The organism is Anaeromyxobacter sp. K (assembly GCF_000020805.1).
GTDB lineage: Bacteria > Myxococcota > Myxococcia > Myxococcales > Anaeromyxobacteraceae > Anaeromyxobacter > Anaeromyxobacter dehalogenans.
In genome coordinates, this window is record NC_011145.1 from 2,863,614 (window position 1) to 2,881,597 (window position 17,984).

General features: G+C 74.4%; 16 protein-coding genes. 5 read left to right on the forward strand and 11 right to left on the reverse strand.

Translation table 11 applies throughout. The features are described from left to right. Positions 1 to 45: 45 nt before the first annotated feature. Positions 46 to 525 carry a ribosomal protein S18-alanine N-acetyltransferase gene (rimI, locus tag ANAEK_RS12900; RefSeq protein ID WP_012526576.1) on the reverse strand — a complete coding sequence of 160 codons (480 nt, stop codon included), beginning with the start codon at positions 523 to 525 and terminating at the stop codon, positions 46 to 48. Between the two features lies 1 nt (position 526). Next, the gene (locus tag ANAEK_RS12905; protein WP_232288209.1) at positions 527 to 1,198 is read right to left on the reverse strand and encodes a hypothetical protein; all 672 of its coding nucleotides are present in this window, start codon (positions 1,196 to 1,198) and stop codon (positions 527 to 529) included. 105 nt (positions 1,199 to 1,303) lie between these two features. Here ANAEK_RS12905 and ANAEK_RS12910 point away from each other — a divergent pair, with 105 nt between their 5' ends. From ANAEK_RS12910 to ANAEK_RS12930, 5 genes are all read left to right on the forward strand, one after another. Next, positions 1,304 to 2,260 (forward strand): DnaJ C-terminal domain-containing protein, encoded by a 957-nt coding sequence (locus ANAEK_RS12910; RefSeq protein ID WP_012526578.1) that lies wholly within the window; start codon positions 1,304 to 1,306, stop codon positions 2,258 to 2,260. A gap of 63 nt (positions 2,261 to 2,323) precedes the next feature. Beyond that, entirely contained in the window at positions 2,324 to 3,073 is a 750-nt protein-coding gene (locus tag ANAEK_RS12915) for a HEAT repeat domain-containing protein (RefSeq protein WP_012526579.1), read from the forward strand. A gap of 88 nt (positions 3,074 to 3,161) precedes the next feature. Next, the gene (locus ANAEK_RS12920) at positions 3,162 to 5,762 is read left to right on the forward strand and encodes a 1-acyl-sn-glycerol-3-phosphate acyltransferase (protein ID WP_012526580.1); all 2,601 of its coding nucleotides are present in this window, start codon (positions 3,162 to 3,164) and stop codon (positions 5,760 to 5,762) included. A 132-nt stretch (positions 5,763 to 5,894) separates the two neighbouring features. Beyond that, a complete protein-coding gene (locus ANAEK_RS12925; protein WP_012526581.1) occupies positions 5,895 to 7,427 on the forward strand; it encodes an acetyl-CoA hydrolase/transferase family protein in 1,533 nt (510 codons plus the stop codon). Between the two features lie 103 nt (positions 7,428 to 7,530). After that, entirely contained in the window at positions 7,531 to 8,322 is a 792-nt protein-coding gene (locus ANAEK_RS12930) for an inositol monophosphatase family protein (RefSeq protein ID WP_012526582.1), read from the forward strand. On the opposite strand, the gene ANAEK_RS12935 is transcribed toward ANAEK_RS12930, so the two are convergent. From ANAEK_RS12935 to uvrC, 9 genes are all read right to left on the reverse strand, one after another. Beyond that, complete coding sequence (locus ANAEK_RS12935) at positions 8,222 to 8,884, reverse strand: GNAT family N-acetyltransferase (protein WP_012526583.1); 663 nt, start codon at positions 8,882 to 8,884, stop codon at positions 8,222 to 8,224. The genes ANAEK_RS12930 and ANAEK_RS12935 overlap by 101 nt on opposite strands. Next, entirely contained in the window at positions 8,881 to 10,380 is a 1,500-nt protein-coding gene (locus ANAEK_RS12940) for an AAA family ATPase (protein WP_012526584.1), read from the reverse strand. Before ANAEK_RS12940 ends, ANAEK_RS12935 begins: the two co-directional genes overlap by 4 nt. Positions 10,381 to 10,420: 40 nt before the next feature. Then, positions 10,421 to 12,256 (reverse strand): GspE/PulE family protein, encoded by a 1,836-nt coding sequence (locus ANAEK_RS12945; RefSeq protein ID WP_012526585.1) that lies wholly within the window; start codon positions 12,254 to 12,256, stop codon positions 10,421 to 10,423. Positions 12,257 to 12,401: 145 nt separating this feature from the next. Then, positions 12,402 to 12,602, reverse strand: a complete 201-nt coding sequence (locus ANAEK_RS12950; protein WP_012526586.1) for a zinc ribbon domain-containing protein — start codon at positions 12,600 to 12,602, stop codon at positions 12,402 to 12,404. A gap of 33 nt (positions 12,603 to 12,635) precedes the next feature. Next, the gene (locus ANAEK_RS12955; RefSeq protein WP_012526587.1) at positions 12,636 to 13,118 is read right to left on the reverse strand and encodes a DUF2721 domain-containing protein; all 483 of its coding nucleotides are present in this window, start codon (positions 13,116 to 13,118) and stop codon (positions 12,636 to 12,638) included. An 84-nt stretch (positions 13,119 to 13,202) separates the two neighbouring features. Beyond that, positions 13,203 to 13,823 carry an inorganic diphosphatase gene (locus ANAEK_RS12960; RefSeq protein WP_012526588.1) on the reverse strand — a complete coding sequence of 207 codons (621 nt, stop codon included), beginning with the start codon at positions 13,821 to 13,823 and terminating at the stop codon, positions 13,203 to 13,205. Positions 13,824 to 13,859: 36 nt separating this feature from the next. Continuing rightward, a complete protein-coding gene (epsC, locus tag ANAEK_RS12965; RefSeq protein WP_012526589.1) occupies positions 13,860 to 14,798 on the reverse strand; it encodes a serine O-acetyltransferase EpsC in 939 nt (312 codons plus the stop codon). Beyond that, on the reverse strand, positions 14,795 to 15,724 hold the full coding sequence (cysK, locus tag ANAEK_RS12970) for a cysteine synthase A (RefSeq protein ID WP_012526590.1): 930 nt from the start codon (positions 15,722 to 15,724) through the stop codon (positions 14,795 to 14,797). The genes epsC and cysK overlap by 4 nt, the downstream gene beginning before the upstream one ends. 52 nt (positions 15,725 to 15,776) lie before the next feature. Next, positions 15,777 to 17,900, reverse strand: coding sequence for an excinuclease ABC subunit UvrC (uvrC, locus tag ANAEK_RS12975; protein WP_012526591.1), 2,124 nt, complete (start codon positions 17,898 to 17,900; stop codon positions 15,777 to 15,779). Between the last annotated feature and the right edge of the window lie 84 nt (positions 17,901 to 17,984).

The window sequence follows — 17,984 nt, forward strand, 5'->3', positions numbered from 1 at the left end:
GGGGGGCCGCCTGTCAGCCCGCCTCCGCCCGGCGCGGCCGGCCGCCTAGGGCAGATCCGCGGTCATGACGACGGCGTCCTCGCCCTCCTCGGCGTAGTAGCCGGGACGGATCCCCACCTGGCGGTAGCCGAGCGAGCGGTACAGCTCGATGGCCGCCACGTTGGAGCGGCGCACCTCGAGCGTGGCGAGCACCGCGCCGCGGCCGCGGCCGATCCGGTGCCCCTCCAGCATGAGCGCGCGCCCCACCCCGCGGCGCCGCGCCTCCAGCGCCGTCGCGATGTTGAGGACGTGCAGCTCGTCGTGCACCAGCCAGAAGACGATGAAGCCGAGCACCACCTCGCCGCCCGGGCCGTCCTCCACCGCGAGCAGCGTGCTCGACCACGCGTGGCCGAGCTCGCGCTCGAGCAGCTGGCGCGACCACGGGTTGCGGAACCCGTCCTTCTCGATGTCCACCACGCGATCGAGATCCGCGGTCCGCATCGGGCGGAAGCGGAGCGCCGCGGCGGGGTCGGCCGGCCTGCGCACGTCAGCTCCCCCTGGCCGGCTCGCGGCGGAGCGCCGGGTCGAGCACGCGGATCTCGGCCCGGCCGCGCAGCTCGCGCACCAGCTCCTGCGCCTGCGCGCGGGCGCGCGCCTCGGCGAGCCCCGCGCGGACGGCGTCGCGCGAGCCGGCCGACGGCGCCGCCGCGCCGCGCGCCCGGAGCGCCGCGTCGACCTCGTCGTCGCCGACGCGCACCCCGCGGCCCACGCGCGTGCCGAGGTAGCGCTCCACCTCGAGCGTCCGGGCCAGCGACGCGGCCACGTCCTCCTCCCCCAGCTCGAACCGCGTGAGGAACCGGCGGTAGGCGTCGTCGTCCGCGAAGCGCCCGCGGAACCGCCGCAGCGCCGGCTCGAGCGCCTCGCGGTCCACCGCGTCCAGCCGCAGCCGGGCCGACTCGTCCGCCACCAGCATCTCGTCCAGCAGCCAGTCGAGCGTGGCGCGCAGCACCTCGGCGTCCAGCGGCCGGAACGCCGCCTCGGCGCCGCCGCGCGAGACGAGCGCGACGCGGGCCTCGGCCTCGAGCCGGGTGAGCGTGATGGGGCGGGGCGCCGCGCCGGCCGGGTTGCGCACCACCGCCACGACCTGCTCGACGACGCGCGCGCCCGGCGGCGGGGACGGGGCCGCCGCGGCCGCGGCGAGGAGCAGGGTGAGGAGCATGGGCCCCATTGTAGTCAGCGCGGGCCGCGTGGGGAGCCCGTCCGTGCGCGCCGCCCCGGCGCGGCGCGATTTGACCTCCCGCCCGGGAGCGTTACGTTTCCCCGCGTGCCAGAGCACGACCTCTACGAGATCATCGGAGTTCCACGCACCGCGACCCACGACGAGATCAAGCGCGCCTACCGCAAGCTCGCCAGGAAGTACCACCCCGACGTGAACCCGGGGGACAAGGCGGCGGAGGAGCGCTTCAAGGAGGTCACGGCGGCGTTCGAGGTGCTCTCCGACGAGAAGCGCCGGAAGCTGTACGACGAGTTCGGCCCGGACTCGCTGCGCTCCGGGTTCGACGAGAAGAAGGCCGAGCAGTACCGGCAGTGGAAGCGGCACGGCGCGCCGAACGGCGGGATGCCGTTCGACTTCGGCGACTTCTCCACGGTCAACGTGGGCGACTACGGCGCGTTCGACTTCGGGTCGATCTTCGGCGACCTGTTCGGCGGCGCGCGCGGCGGGCGGGTGCGGCGAGGCCCCATCCCTTCCCAGGGCGCCCACGCGGAGGCGGAGATCGCCATCGACCTGCGCGACGCGGTGCTCGGCGCCGAGCGCGACGTGCGCGTGGACGGGCGCACGCTGCGCGTGAAGATCCCGGCCGGCGTGACCGACGGCTCGCGCATCCGCCTGGGCGGCCAGGGCGGGCGCGGCGCCCACGGCGGTCCGGCCGGCGACCTGTACCTGGAGGTCCGGCTGCGCGCGCACCCGCACCTGCGGCGGGAGGGGCGCGACCTCTACCTCGATCTCCCCGTCACCATCCCGGAGGCCGCGCTCGGGGCCGAGGTGGAGCTGCCCACGTTCGAGGGCCCGGTCCGGCTGCGCGTGCCGCCGGGCGCGCAGAGCGGGATGCAGCTCCGGCTCCGCGGCAAGGGGATGCCGGACCTGCGGGGCGGGCCGCGCGGCGATCTGTACGCGGTGGTCCAGCTGCGCCTGCCGCCGGATGGGCCTGCGCTGCACAAGGCCGTGAAGCCGCTGGCCGAGCTGTACAAGGACGATCCGCGCGCGGGCATCTCGTTGTAGAACCTCGTGCCTCCGTCCGCTCCCGCGGGGGCCGGACGCTGGAGCGGGGGTTTCGGAGGTCGGATGGGACTGTTCGATCTGTTCGGGTCGAAGGAGGAGCGGGAGCAGAACCAGCTCCGCAAGCTCGCGAAGAAGCTCACCGAGCGCTACGGCCCGCCGGAGAACCGCCAGAAGGTGATCGAGCAGCTCGGGGAGATGGCCACGCCGGGCGCGCTGGGCACGCTCTGCCTGCGCTTCACCGTCCGCGCCGAGCCGGGCATCACCGACGACGAGGAGAAGGAGACCGCGCGCGGGATCCTGGTCGCCGCCGGCCAGGAGGCGCTCGGGCCGGTGGAGGCGTTCGTGCGCGAGCAGGAGTCGGGCATCGCCTGGGGCCTCCGGGTGCTCGCGCAGATCGCGCCGCCGGAGACGGTGATCGACGTGGTGGTGAAGGAGCTGACGCGCCTCTCCCGCTCCTACACCCGCGACCCCGAGAAGAAGCTGGTCCTGCTCACCTGGCTCGCGGAGCACGCCGGGCCCGAGGCCGACGCCGGCCTGGAGGCCGCGCTGCTCCCGCTGCTGGAGGACTTCTCCGACGACGTGCGCATCGCCGCGGCCCGGGTGCTGTCGGGGCGCGCGCCCAGCGAGCCGGCGCGCGACGCGCTCATCCAGCTGCTGCTGCGCGATCGCGACAACGCGCGCGTGCGCGGCGAGGTGCTGGAGGCGCTGGCGCGGCTCGGGGCCGACGTGAAGGGCCACCGGCCCAGCGTCGAGGCGCTGCTGGTCGAGCCGTTCTACCTGGACCGCGAGGGCCGGGTGAAGAAGCGCGGGTGACCTCGGACCCGCTCTCCGGCCCGCAGGCCAGGGATTTCCGGGCGGAATCCGCCCGCCAGCCGCCACCGCTGTAATACACTCGCGCGCCGTGACGAAGGCCTCGGATCCCCAGCCGGACGGCTCGACGCCGCCGCCGTCCGCGCCCGAGGGCACCGGGCTCGGCGAGGGCGGCGGCGTGCTGGGGCGGTGGTTCGCGCCGGTCAAGATCCCCCGCGACGCGGTCGCCACGCTGCGCGCGCTCGCCGCGCGCGGCAGCCTGGTGTTCGTGATGCGCTCGCCGGGCCTGCTCGGCTTCCTGTACCTGCGCTGGTTCCTGCGCCGCGCCGGCCTGCCCCCGCTCCGCGCGGCGCAGGGCTTCCACGGCCTGGCCGGCTGGCTCGCGCGGGTGCGGCGCACCCGCCGCGCGTTCGAGGACGCGGTCGCCGCCGGCGAGTCGAGCCTCGTGTTCCTCGGGCGCCCGGACGCCGAGAAGAACCCGCTCGCGGCGCTGGTGCGGCAGCAGCGGGACCTGTTCCAGCCGGTGTTCCTCGTCCCGGTGCTGCTGGTGTGGAGCCGGCGGGCGCAGCGGCTGCAGGGCTCGATCTGGGACGTGCTGTACGGCTCGCCCGAGTCGCCGAGCGCCTTCGCGAACGCCATCGCGTTCCTGCGCGCGTTCCGGCGCGCGGTCTTCGACGTGGGGCGCGCGCTCGACCTCAAGGAGTACCTGGCCCAGCGCGCCGCCGAGCCGGACGCCTCGGTGGCCCTGCGCGTGCGCGGCGCGCTCCACCAGCACCTCGCCCGCGAGTTCCGCACCGCGGTCGGACCGCCGCTCAAGGCGCCGTCCCGGGTGCGCGAGAAGGTGCTGCGCGATCGCTCGCTGCGCGCCGCCATCGAGGCGGTCGCCGCCGGGACCGGCCGCCCCGCCCAGGCGGTGGTGGCCGAGGCCGAGAAGGACCTGCGCGAGATCGCGAGCAACTACGACCCGGTCTTCGTCGGGGTGATGCGGGCCCTGCTCTCGTGGTTCTTCCGCCGGCTCTACACCAGCGTCGAGGTGGACGAGGAGGGCCTGGCCCGGCTGCGCCGCGCGGCGGGCGAGGCGCCCTTCGTGCTCTGCCCCAGCCACAAGAGCCACGTGGACTACCTGGTCCTCTCCTGGCTGCTGTACGAGAACGGGATGACGCCGCCGCACATCGCGGCCGGCATCAACCTCGCGTTCTGGCCGTTCGGCGCGATCGCCCGCCGCGGCGGCGCGTTCTTCATCCGGCGGCGGGTGAAGGGCGACCGCGTCTACACCGCGGTGCTGCGCGCCTACGTGAAGCACCTGCTGCGCGACCGCTTCCCGCAGGAGTTCTACGTCGAGGGCGGGCGCAGCCGCACCGGCAAGCTGCTGTTCCCGAAGACCGGCCTGGTGTCGATGGAGGTGGACGCCTGGCTGGACGGCGCCGCCGACGACGTGCTGTTCGTGCCGGTGGCGATCGACTACGAGCGGCTCATCGAGGCGTCCAGCTACGCGAACGAGCTGGCGGGCGGCGAGAAGCGCAAGGAGAGCCTGCGCGGCCTGCTGGGCGCGGCCCGCGTGCTCCTGCGGCGGTACGAGCGGCTGTACGTCCAGTTCGAGACGCCCATCTCGCTGCGCCAGGTGGCGGCCGAGCGGCTGGGGGCGCGCGCGGCGTCGCTCGCGGTGGACGAGGCCTGGGGCGGCGAGGCGGAGCGGCGCGCCGCGCCCGGCGCCGCCGGGGCGGGCGACGCCGCCGAGGCGAAGCGGCAGCTGGTGCAGGGGCTCGCGAACCGCATCGCCTACGGGATCAGCCGCGCCGTCACCATCACGCCGGTCGGGCTGGTGGCGGCGGCGCTGCTCTCGCACGTGCGGCGCGGCCTCGGGTCCGAGGAGGTGGCGCGGCGGGTCGAGCTGCTCCGCTACGTGGCCGCCGAGGGCGGGGCCCGCTTCGCGCGCGACCTCGCCGGCGCGCCCTCCGATCCGCGGCAGGCCGGGCCCATCGCCGACGCGGTGCGGCGCCTGGCGCGCGACGGGCTGGTGCGGGTGGAGGTCGCGGCGGGCGACACCATCTACCAGGTGGTGGACGAGAAGCGCCCCCTGCTCGACTACCACCGCAACGCGGTGATCCACCGCTACGTGGCGCCCGCGCTGGTGGCCTCGGCGGCGCGCGCCGGCGGGACGGGCGGCTCGACGGCGGCGGAGGTCCGCGATCGGGCGCTGTGGCTGTCCCGCCTGTTCAAGCTCGAGTTCATGTACCGGAGCGGCGCGAGCTTCGACGAGATCTTCGAGTCGAACCTCGCGTTCCTGGTGCGGGTGCGGGCGGTGGACTGCGACGCGGGCCGGGTGCTGCCCGGACCGGAGACCACCGCCCTCGCCTTCCTCGCCGACCTGGTCCGCGCGTACCTCGAGGCCTACCACCTCGCCGCCGCGGCCGCCCTCGCGGCGCTCGGGTCCGACGCACCGCGGCAGGCGCCGCTCGACCGGCGAGCGCTGGTCCGCGAGGCGCTCGAGCGAGGCCGGGGCGAGTTCCTCTCCGGCCGGATCGCGCTCCGCGAGACGCTCTCCAAGGCGACGCTGGAGAACGCGGTGGAGTGGCTGATGGCGCAGCGCGTGATCGTCGAGGAGGCGGGCAAGCTGCGCCTCGCCAGCCCGGCCTCGGTCGCGGAACTCCGCGCCATCATGGACGGAATCGCTCCGCATCTGGCGATGTGAGAAGCGTTCCGCCCCTTCCCCACGGGGCCGCGCTCGCGTTACTCTGCGCCACCCACAGCAGGTGTGTCGCAGCACTCTCGGTCGTACCCGCGCTTTCCGTGACAAGCAGCAGGAACCTAGGAGGCTGAACGCATGTCGGATCGGATTCTCCACAAGGGCCTCAAGGCGAAGGTGATGTCCGCCGAAGAAGCCGCCGGACTCATCCACAACGGCGCCATCCTCGGCATGTCGGGCTTCACCGGCGCCGGCTATCCCAAGGCCGTGCCCATCGCGCTCGCCAAGCGCGCCATCGAGGAGCGGATGAAGGGCAAGGCCTTCAAGGTCACGGCCCTCACCGGCGCCTCGACCGGCCCCGAGCTGGACCAGGCCATGGGCCTGACGGAGTCGGTCAGCTTCCGCTTCCCGTACAACGGCGACGCCGTCATGCGGCAGAAGATCAACGAGGGCGTGATCGAGTACCAGGACATGCACCTGAGCCACGCCGGCTCGCTGGTGCGCTACGGGTACTACGGGCGCCCCGACAACAAGATCGACTTCGCCGTCATCGAGGTCACGAAGATCAAGGAGGACGGCTCGATCGTCTTCTCGTCCTCGTGCGGCGCGAACACCGCCTACTTCGACGTCGCGGAGAAGTACATCCTCGAGGTCAACGAGTGGCAGGACGAGCGGATGGAGGGGATGCACGACATCCTCGGCGTCGCCGGCCGCCACGGTGAGCGGACGCCGATCCCGATCCTCCGGGCCGACGATCGCGTCGGGTCGCCCACGCTCAAGATCGACGTGTCGAAGGTCGCGGCGGTGGTGGTCACCAACAACCCCGACCGCAACGCGCCGTTCAAGGCCCCCGAGGCGGATCACAAGCGGATCGCCCAGCACATCCTCGACTTCCTCGACGGCGAGGTGAAGGCCGGCCGGCTCCCGAAGAGCCTCACCCCGCTGCAGTCGGGCGTCGGGAACATCGCGAACGCGGTGCTCGTCGGCCTGAACGAGGGGCACTTCGAGAACATGATGAGCTACACCGAGGTGATCCAGGACGGCATGCTGGACCTCCTCGACTCCGGCAAGCTCAAGATCGCGTCGGCGACGGCGTTCTCGGTCTCGCCCGAGGGCCAGGAGCGGTTCAACAAGAACATCGACCGCTACCGCAAGCAGATCATCCTGCGCCCGCAGGACGTGTCGAACCACCCCGAGGTCATCCGGCGCCTCGGCTGCATCGCGATGAACGGGTTCGTGGAGGCCGACATCTACGGCCACGTGAACTCGACCCACATCGTGGGCAAGGGCATCGAGAACGGCATCGGCGGGTCGGGCGACTTCGCCCGCAACTCGGCGTACACGATCTTCATGTCCCCGTCGGTCGCGAAGGGCGGGAAGATCTCGGCCATCGTCCCGTTCGCGTCGCACATCGACCACACGGAGCACGAGGTCAACGGCATCGTGACCGAGTACGGCTTCGCCGACCTGCGCGGGAAGAGCCCGAAGCAGAAGGCGAAGGAAGTCATCGAGAAGTGCGCGCACCCGGACTGGCGCCCGATCCTCTGGGACTACTACAACCGCTCGCTGAAGGGCGGCAGCTTCGGGAAGCACACGCCGCACATGCTCAAGGAGGCGTTCTCCTTCCACACGCGCTACCTCGAGACGGGCGACATGCGCCCGAAGAAGTAGCCGGCCTCCCACAGACCGTCGCAGGCGCGGCGGCCGTCCTCCCGGGCGGCCGCCGTTCCATTTTCCGGCGGCGCCTCGCCGCCGCCGCGCTAGGCTCCCGGCCATGCCCGAGCTCGATCTGCAGCGCGCGATGGAGACCGCCCGCGCGGCGGTGGAGGCCGCCTCCGCGGCCAGCCTCGCCCACTTCCGCCGCGGCGTGCGCGTGGAGCGCAAGCCGGACCGCAGCCCCGTCACCGCGGCCGATCGCGAGTCGGAGGCGGCGGTGCTGGCGGTGGTGCGCGCCGCGTTCCCGGACCACGGCTTCCTGGGCGAGGAGACCGGCGAGCACGCCGGCAGCGCCGAGACCCGCTGGATCGTGGACCCGCTCGACGGCACCAAGGGCTTCACCCGCGGGCGCGGGTTCTGGGGCCCGCTGGTCGCGTGCGAGCACCGCGGCGAGATCGTGGCGGGCGCGATGGCGCTGCCCGCGCTCGGCGAGGTGTACTGGGCGGCGCGCGGCCAGGGCACCTGGCTCCGCGCCGGCGACGCCGCCCCGGCGCGGCTGCGCGTCTCCGGCCTCGCCGCCTGGGAGGACGCGACGCTGTCGCTGGGCGAGCCGCACGTCCTGTTCCGGCCGCCCATGCTGGAGCGCGTCGCGGCGCTGGCGATCTCGGCGCAGGCGGCGCGCTGCTACGGCGACCTGGCCGGCTGCGCGCTGGTGCTGAAGGGCGAGGCCGAGGCCTGGGTCGAGGCGGGCGTGAACCTGTGGGACCTCGCCCCGCTGAAGATCCTGGTGGAGGAGGCGGGCGGCCGCTTCACCGACCTCGACGGGAGGCCGACGGTCGCGTCGGGGAGCTGCGTGGCGTCGAACGGGCTCCTGCACGACCACGTGCTGCGGGCGCTCTCGGGGCGGTGAGCAGCTTGCGGACGATGGGCCGGGTCGGGCTGCGCCGCAGCACCTCCTCGAACCCGGCGGCGCGGAAGGTGGAGGCGAGGCCGGTGTAGAGGAACGCGGAGGCGGTCGCGCCGCGCGGCTCCACCGGGTACGCCTCCAGGATCGACGCCCCCGCCTCCGGGGCGTGGCGCTCGGCCCCCGCGATGAGCGCGCGGGTCACGCCGCGGCGGCGGTGCGAGCGCGCCACGTAGAAGCAGGTGATCGACCAGACCGGCTCCGCGTCCACCGGGGCCAGGATCCGCGAGGCGCCCAGGCGCGGGTACTCGGCGCGCGGCGCGAGCGCCACCCAGCCCACCGGCGTGTCGCCGTCGTACGCGAGCAGCCCGGGGACCGTGCCGCCGGAGACGTGCGCCCGCAGCGCGCGCCGGTTGCCCTCGCCCTTCCCTTCCGCCCAGGCGGCGCGCGGGAGCCGCCACCACATGCACCAGCAGCCGGCGCAGGCGCCGTTCGGCCCGAACAGCCGCTCCAGGTCGGCCCAGCGCTCCGGCGAGGCCGGCTGGATCTCGAGGCGGGCGCCGGTCATTGCACCCGCCGGAACAGGTCCACCACCGCGCCGGCCCGGCCGGCCACCCGGGCCCGCCCGCGGGCCCACTCGCGCAGCGCCTTGATCTGCTCCTCGTAGGTCCGGAACAGCGGGACCAGGTCCTGCGCGACGCGGCGGAGGTCGGCGCTCTCGAGCTCGCGCCCGAGCGCGTAGGCGCGGTGCAGCGCCCCGATCACCACCTGCTCCAGCTCCGCGCCGGAGTAGTCGGCGCACAGCTCGGCGATGGCGGCCACGTCCACCGTCCCGGGCTCGCGGCCGCGGCGCCGCAGGTGCAGCGACAGGATCTCGCGGCGCGCCTCCGGGTCCGGCAGGTCCACGAAGAACAGCTCGTCGAAGCGCCCGCGGCGCAGCAGCTCCGGCGGCAGCCGCGAGACGTCGTTCGCGGTCGCCACCACGAACACCGGCCCCTTGCGCTCCTGCAGCCAGGTGGAGAACGCCCCCAGCAGGCGCGCGGCGCGCGGCTCGCCGCCGTCGCCCGGCGCGCTGCCCGCGAAGCCCTTCTCGATCTCGTCCACCCAGAGCGCCACCGGCGCGAGCGCCTCCGCCGCCTCCAGCGCGCGCGCCAGCCCCTCCTCGGCGCCGGTCTGCGCGCCCAGCACGCGCGGCAGGTCCAGCCGCAGCACCGGCACGCCCAGGCGCGCGGCCGCCGCCTTGGCCGCGAGCGACTTCCCGCAGCCCTGCACGCCCACGAGCAGCACGCCGCGCGGCGGCGGGAGCCCCCAGCGCGAGGCGTCCGGGTCGAACGCGAGCGCGCGCTCGTCCATCCAGGCCTTGAACGCGCCCAGCCCACCCAGGTCCTCCGGGCGCTCCGCCGCCTCGACCAGCTCGAGGCCGAGGTCGCGCGCCAGCAGCCGCTTCTTCTCGGCCGCCACCGCGGCGATGCCCTCCGGCCCGAGCGCCGCGTCGCGGCGCAGCGCCCGCGTGAACGCGCGGCGCGCCTGGGCCTCCGACAGCCCGCGCGCCGCCACCAGCGCGCGGTGGCGCACGTCCGCCGGGAGCGGCGGCGGCGCGGCCGGGTGCGCCAGCCCGGCCTGGACCACCTCGAGCAGCGCGCCCAGCTCGGCGTCGTCCGGGAGCGGCACGCGGATCACCGCCGCGTCCGTGCCGAGCCCGTCCGGCAGCGCCAGGCGCGGGGCCACCACCGCCAGGCACCGCCCCTCGGCCGCCAGGCGGGGCAACGCGTCGCGGAGCTGGCGCGCCACCGCGGGCGAGGCGAGCGCGTGGTGGAAGTCGAGCGCCACCGCCAGGAACGGCGCCGGCGCGCGCAGGAGCGCGTCGAGCAGCGCCGCGGGCTCCTTGGCGCCCGGCGCCACCGGGTCGAGGCCGCGGTGCGAGGACCACACCGCGCAGCGCGCGTCGAACGCGGCGGCCGCGGCCTGGCACGCGGCCACGGCGCGGTCCTCCTCCGGCGTGACCAGGTAGAGGACCGGGGTGCCCGCCGACCACAGCTCGGCGATCTCGGAGGAGACGCTCATGGCTCGCTCACCGTGGGTTCGGGGATCCGGGCCGCCCGGCTCACGGCGCCGCCTCGGCGTCGGCGGTGGCGCGCATCGCCTCCTCGAAGGAGGTGACGCCCGCGGCCACCTTGCGCACCGCGTGCTCGCGCAGCGGGCGCAGCCCGTCCTGCCGGGCGGTGCGGAGCAGCACCTCGGGCGTGGCGCCCTCCGCCACCAGGTGGCGCAGGCGCGCGTTCACCGGCAGGACCTCGAAGATGCCGCTGCGCCCGTAGTAGCCGGTGAACCGGCACTTCGGGCACCCGCGGCCGCGGCGGGCCAGCAGCTTGCCGGCGTGGTCCTCGGGGTGCGGCACGCCCAGCGCCTGCACCTCGTCCGCCGTGAGCGGCACGTCCTCGGCGCAGGAGGGACACACCTGGCGGACCAGCCGCTGCGCGGCGATGCCGGTGAGCGTGGCGGCGATGAGGAAGCTCGGCACGCCCAGGTCGCGCAGGCGGGCCACCGCGCTCACCGTGTCGTTCGTGTGCAGCGTGGTCAGCACCATGTGCCCGGTGAGCGCCGCCTGGACCGCCTGGGCGGCGGTCTCCGCGTCGCGGACCTCGCCCACCATCACCACGTCCGGATCCTGGCGCAGCACGTGGCGCAGCGCCTCGGCGAAGCCGGTGCCGGTCTTCTGGTTGGCGGCGATCTGGTTGAAGTCCTCGTGGACCATCTCGATGGGATCCTCGATGGTCACCACGTTCACCTCGGGCGAGGCGAGCGCCTGCAGCGCCGAGTAGAGCGTGGTGGTCTTCCCGCTGCCGGTGGGGCCGGTCACGATCACCAGGCCGTGCGGCCGCAGCAGCCAGCGCTCGAACTGGTCGCGCTCGTCGGGGAGGAACCCCAGCTCGGAGAGGTCGCGCACCAGCACGGTCGGGTCGAGCACGCGGATCACCACCTTGTCGCCGAAGGTGGTGGGGACGGTCGAGACGCGCAGCTCCATCTCGGCGTCGCCGCGGGCGGTGCGGATGCGCCCGTCCTGCGGGCGCTTCAGCGCGATGTCGAGCCGGCTCATGATCTTGAACCGGTTGGCGATGGCGCCGTGCACCGCCTTCGGGATGCGGTGGACCGGGTGGAGCACGCCGTCGATCCGCATGCGGATGATCGACTCCTCCCGCCGCGGCTCGAGGTGGATGTCGCTGGCCCGCTGCTCGAACGCGTAGTGCAGCAGGTACTCGACCGCCGCGACCACCGGCTCGCTCGACGCCTCCAGCGCGTCGATGCCGGACAGGTTGACGAACTGCTCGAGGTTCGTGACGTCCGGGGCGCCGCCGCCGCCCTCCAGCTCGACGCGGGCCTGCGAGATCTGCTGGCGGAACCCGTACACCTCGGCGATGGCGCGGTGGATGTCCGACGGCGACGAGAGGACCGCCTCGACCTCGGCGCCGATGAGGCCGCGCAGGTTCTCCAGCAGCTCGCGGTCGAACGGGTTCGCGGCCGCCACCACCAGCGAGCCGTTGCGGCGCTCCAGCGGGAGCACCGCGTGCTTGCGCGCGAAGGGGCGCGACAGCGTCCGGGTGATGAGCTGGGCGTCGAGCTTCAGCGGGTCGATCTTGCGGTACGGGATCCCCACCGCCTTCGCGACGGCCTGCGTGGCCTTGTCCTCGTCCACCAGCTCGGCGTCGCGCCGGGCGTCCGGGAACTCGAAGGAGGCGAGCACCTCGACCGGCGAGAGCTCGGCGCGCCGCAGCGCCCGGCCGCCGCTGCGGGAGGCGCCGTCGCGGAGCAGGCGCGCGCGCTGGACGCCCTCCCGGGCGGTGGCGGTGCGGCGCGCGTCGTCGGTGAGGATCCCCTCCCTGGCGAGGAGATCGGCCACGAACTCGAGGGTGTAGTCGGTAGCGCGGTAGGTCCTTGGCACGCCGCGGGATTCTACCGCGGCGCCGGCGCGCGACCCAGCCCGCGCACCGGCCGGCGTGTGGGTGCGGCGACGCCGGCGTGCGCGCGCCTGGGCGCGGCGTTCCTGGTGGGTGGACTCGCCCGACCGGGCGAGCGGCTCAGATCCCTCAACCGACCGGGCCGCAGCCGCGCGCGGGCGCGCCGCCGCCGTCCGAGCCGGTCCGCGCCGCCGCCGGGCGGGACATCTGCCGGGACACCTCGCGGCCGCCGCAGGCCGGGCACGCGACCTCGGCCTCGTCGGACCGCCGGATGATGAGCGTCTCGAAGGACTTGGCGCAGCGGGCGCAGGCGTACTCGTAGATGGGCATCGCCGGATCTGAGCCGGCCCGGGCCGGAAGGGTTCAGCCGCGGGCGGGCGCCGGCCTCCCGCCGCCCGGCGGCGCGCGCCGCTCGCGCAGCACCTCCGCGGTCTCGGCCTCGATGGTGCTCCGCGCCAGGGTGATCGCGGCGATGACCAGCACCGCCATGGCGGCCAGCATCGCCACCCCCAGGCCGAACACCAGCACCGGCAGCTCCGGCGGGACCCGCCAGTACGCCTGCGCCAGCCACAGCAGCGAGGTGACCACGAACGCGAACAGCGCGCCGTAGTTGAGCAGCAGCGCCCGCGAGTAGAGGCCGTGGCGGCGGTCCAGCACCTCCACCTGCTCCGCCACCGCCGCCCGCCGGGTCGCGTGCGGCGGGAGGGCGCGCCACTCGCGCGCCAGCTCGCGGAGCCGCGCGGCCATGCGGGCGGTCTGGTTGTCGAGGCCGAGCGCGATGAGCCCGCAGGCGGAGACCATCACCGCCGGCGTCACCGCCGCCGCGATCTGCTGGAGCGCGCCCACCGGCGTCCAAGATGGACACGGGCGGGCGCGCCGCCGCGCCGCTCCCCTCCCCTGCGGCCGGGGGAGCGGGCGCCGGCGCGGGCGCTACCGGCGCCGGCCGCCCTTGCCGGCCCGGGTCGGTCGCCGGGCGCGGGGCGCCTCCGGCGCGGTCGGGCCCGGCGTGCCCATGAGCCGCGCGCGATCCCGGTCGTAGAGCCGGATCGCGTCGCGGAGCACCTCGAGCGCCTCGGAGCGCCCCTGCGGCGCGCGGACCAGCACCTTCTTGTTCTCGAGCGCCTTGTAGTCCTGGAAGAAGCGCTGCAGCTCGCGCAGGCGGTGCTGCGGCAGCTCCGAGACGTCCGAGTAGTCGGCGTAGTTCGGATCGTCGGCGTGGACGGCGATGAGCTTGTCGTCCTGCCCCTTGTCGTCGCGCATCTGCATCACGCCGATCACCTTCGCCTGCATGATGGCGAGCGGCTGGATCTGCTCGGAGCAGAGCACCAGGATGTCGAGCGGGTCGCCGTCGTCGCAGTAGGTGCGCGGCACGAAGCCGTAGTTCGCCGGGTAGTGCACGGCGGAGAACAGGATCCGGTCCACGAGCAGCAGCCCGGACTTCTTGTCCAGCTCGTACTTCACCTTCGAGCCGGTGGGGATCTCGATGATGGCGGGGATCGGATCCTCGACGAAGCGAGGCAGCTCCACGTCGTGCCACGGGTGATAGGCCACTGCGGTGCTTCCTTTCAAGGGCGCGGGCGCGCCGGATCAGATGCCCGCGCCGTGCGCGAAGCGCTGCTCCCGGACCTCGGCCTGGGTGACGCGGCTGCCGGGCGGCAGGCTGGAGGTGACCCAGACGTTGCCGCCGACCGACGACCCCTTGCCGATGGTGATCCGGCCGAGGATGGTGGCGCCGGCGTATACCACGACGTCGTCCTCGACGATGGGGTGGCGATCGATTCCCTTGATCGGGTTGCCGTTCTCGTCCAGCGGGAAGCTCTTCGCGCCCAGGGTGACGCCCTGGTACAGCCGCACCCGGTCGCCGATGACCGAGGTCTCGCCGATGACCACGCCGGTGCCGTGGTCGATGAAGAAGCGCTCGCCGATCCGCGCGCCGGGGTGGATGTCGATGCCGGTGAGCGTGTGCGCGTGCTCGGTGATGATGCGCGGGATGAGCGGCACGCCCAGCACGTGGAGCTCGTGGGCGATGCGCTGGTTCGTCACCGCCATCATCCCCGGGTACGCGAAGATCGCCTCGTCGCGGCTCTTCAGCGCCGGGTCGCCCTCGTAGGTCGCCTCGACGTCGGAGGCGACCAGGCGCCGGATCGCCGGGACGCGCCCGAGGAACGCCTTGGTGATCGCCTGCGCCTCCTCGAAGCAGTGCGTGCAGCCGTTCAGGTCGTGCCGCTCGGTGAACGCGAAGCCGCGCCGGATCTGCTCCTCCAGCGCGCGCATGGCCCGGGCCAGGGTGGCGCCCACGAAGTAGTGCAGGCTCTCGTCGTGCAGGTCGCTGGTCCCGAAGTAGCCCGGGAACAGCACCGCCCGCAGGTCCTCCACCACCCGGATGACCGCCTCGCGCGACGGCAGCGTCACCCGCCCGCCGGCGCCGAACGCCGCCGCCGCGTCGCGGCAGAGCGCGTCCACCACCGGCGCGAGCGCCACCTGGTCCACCGCCGGAGCCGCTGGAGCCTTCACGCCGTCGCTCACTTCACGTCCTCCCAGAGCCAGGTCGAGAGGTAGCGCTCCCCCGTGTCCGGCAGGACCGCCACCACCAGCTTGCCCGCGTTCTCCGGCCGCCTCGCCACCTCGCGCGCCGCCCAGGCCACCCCGCCGTCGGAGATGCCCGACAGGAGCCCCTCCTCGCGGCAGAGCCGGCGGGCCATGTCCCCGGCGTCCTCGTGACGGACGGTGACGATCTCGTCGAGCAGCTTCGGGTCCAGCACCTTCGGCACGAACCCGGCACCCCAGCCCTGGATCTTGTGCGGCCCCGGCTTGCCGCCGGAGAGCACGGGCGAGTCCGCCGGCTCGGCGGCCACGATGCGGAGGGACGGCCTGCGCGGCTTCAGCACCTGCGCGCAGCCGGTGACCGTGCCGCCGGTCCCGGTGGCGCACACCAGCACGTCCACCTTGCCGTCGGTGTCGCGCCAGATCTCCTCGGCGGTGGTGCGCCGGTGGACCTCGGGGTTGGCCGGGTTCTCGAACTGCTGGAGGACGAGGTAGCGCGGGTCCTTCGCCGCGAGCTGCTCGGCCCGCTGGATGGCGCCCTTCATCCCCTCGGCGCCGGGCGTCAGGATGAGCTCGGCCCCGAGCGCCGCCAGCAGCTTGCGCCGCTCGATGCTCATGGTCTCGGGCATGAGCAGCGCGAGCTTGTAGCCCTTCGCCGCCGCGACGCACGCCAGGCCGATGCCGGTGTTGCCGCTGGTCGGCTCGAGCAGGATCGTGTCCGGCCCGATCTTCCCCTCGCGCTCCGCCGCCTCGATCATCGACAGGCCGATGCGGTCCTTCACGCTGCCCGCCGGGTTCTGCATCTCCAGCTTGGCCGCGACCACCGCCCCTGCCCCGTCCATCACGCGGTTCAGCCGCACCAGCGGCGTGTTGCCGATGAGCTTCGTGACGTCGTCCGCGATCCGCATGTCGTCTCCTCGGGAGCCACGACCTTATCAAACCGGCCGGTCGCCGTCCGACTTAAGCCGCGGGCTCCGGGGACGCATCCTCGTCGGCCAGCGCGGCGTCGATCTCCGCCTCGGTGGCGGCGGCCACCGCCTCCGGGCTCGCGTCGGTGGGACCCCCGCCGGGCGCGGCGGCGGGCGCGCCGGACGGCTCGTCCGCGGCGATCGGCGGCGCGTCCGGTCGGTGGAAGAACGCGTGCACGGCCGCCGCCTGCCTCGGCCCGAAGCCCTCCACCTGCGCGAGCTCCTCGGGCGTCGCCTCCCGGACGCGGCGCAGCGCGCCGAAGTGGCGCAGCAGCGCCCGCTTGCGGCCCTCCCCGATCCCCGGGATCTCCTCGAGGACGCTCTGGAAGTTCCGCTCGCGCCGCAGCTTGCGGTGGAACGTGATGGCGAAGCGGTGCGCCTCGTCGCGCAGCCGGGCCAGCAGGAACAGCTCCGCCGAGTTCTGCCGCAGCACCACCGGGTCCTTGCGGCCGGGCAGGAACACGCGCTCCGGGCTGCGCGCCAGCTCGGACACGAAGCCCTTCTCCGCCGCCTCGGCCGCGTCCGCCAGGCGCGCCTCCGCGCGCCGCCCGCGCCGGCCCACCACCCGCGCCGTCCCGAGCGACGGGCCGTCCACCAGCCGGCTCTTGGCGAGCCCCACCAGCTCGACGAACGGCGCGTCGGGGTTGCCCGGCGACGGGCGCGTCGGGACGCCCAGGTCCTTCGCCGCCGCCAGCGCCGCGTTGAGCTGGCCCTTCCCGCCGTCGATCACGATGAGGTCGGGCAGCTGCCCCTCGCCCAGCGCCCGCCGCAGCCGGCGGGTGATGACCTCGTGCAGCATGGCGAAGTCGTCCTGCCCCGCCACCGCCTTCACCTTGTAGCGGCGGTAGTTCGCCTTGTCCGGCTCGCCGTCCTTCATCGACACGCCCGAGCCGACCGCGAGCGCGCCCTGGAACGTCGAGATGTCGTAGCACTCCATCCAGCGCGGCGGCCGCGCCAGGTGCAGCGCCCGCTCCACGGCGGCCAGCGCCTGCTCGCGCCGCTCGTCGTGCTCGTGCCAGGCGCGGAACCCCTGCTCCGCGTTGCGGCGGGCCACGTCGAGCAGGTCGGCCTTGGCCCCGCGCTGCGGGGTGAGCAGCCGCACCCGCCGCCCGCGCCGCTCCGAGAGCACGTCGGCGAGCGCCTCGGCCTGGACCGGCTCGAGCGGCACCAGGATCTCGTCCGGCGCGTCGGTGTGCTCGTAGTAGAGCGACAGGAACGAGGACAGGATCTCCTCGTCGGGGAACTCCTGCTCGCGGAACGGGTGCGCCTGCGCGTCCTGCAGCTTGCCGGCGCGCATCGAGAGCACCTGCACCACCAGGTCCGGCCCCTCGCGGTAGAGTCCGATGACGTCGCGGTCGCCCCGGTCCGCCATGAGCACCCGCTGCTTCTCCAGGCTCCGCTCCACCGCCTGGAGCTGGTCGCGCAGCCGCGCCGCCTCCTCGAACCGCAGCCCCGCCGCCGCGCCGTCCATGCGCCCGCGCAGGCGCTCCACCAGCTCGCCCTCGCGGCCCTCCAGGAACTCCACCGCGTCCTCCACCGATTGCCGGTACTCCTCCGCCGCCACCTCGTAGACGCAGGGCGCCGGGCAGCGGTGGATCTGGTACAGGATGCAGGGCCGCTTGCGGTGGTCGAAGACGTGATCGCTGCAGGTCCGGAGCTGGAAGTGCCGGTTCACCATCCGCAGCGTCTCGCGGATGGACGAGGCCGAGGAGTACGGGCCGAAGTAGCGCGCCCCCGGCTGCCGCTTCTCCCGGGCGCGCCGCACCTCCAGGCGCGGGTACGGGTGGCGCTCGTCGAGCTTCAGGACGATGAAGTCCTTGTCGTCGCGCAGCCGGACGTTGAAGCGCGGGCGGTGCTTCTTGATGAGCTCGTTCTCGAGGAGCACCGCCTCCTTCTCGGAGCGGGTGACGATCACCTCGAGGTCGCCGAGCAGCTCGTCGAGCAGCGCCACGAACGCGCGCTGGTCGCCGCGGCCCGGGTCGAAGTAGGAGCGCACGCGCGACCGCAGGCTGGACGCCTTGCCGACGTAGACCACCTCGCCGGCCCGGTCCTTCATGAGGTAGCAGCCCGGCTCGGCCGGCAGCTCGTCCAGCTTCCTGCGCAGGTTCGCGTCCATCCGGGCAAGGAATTACCCGGAAACGGGGCGCGGATCACGCCCGTCCGCCCGGGCGGGCGGCGGGCGGGCGTCCGTGCGCCGCCG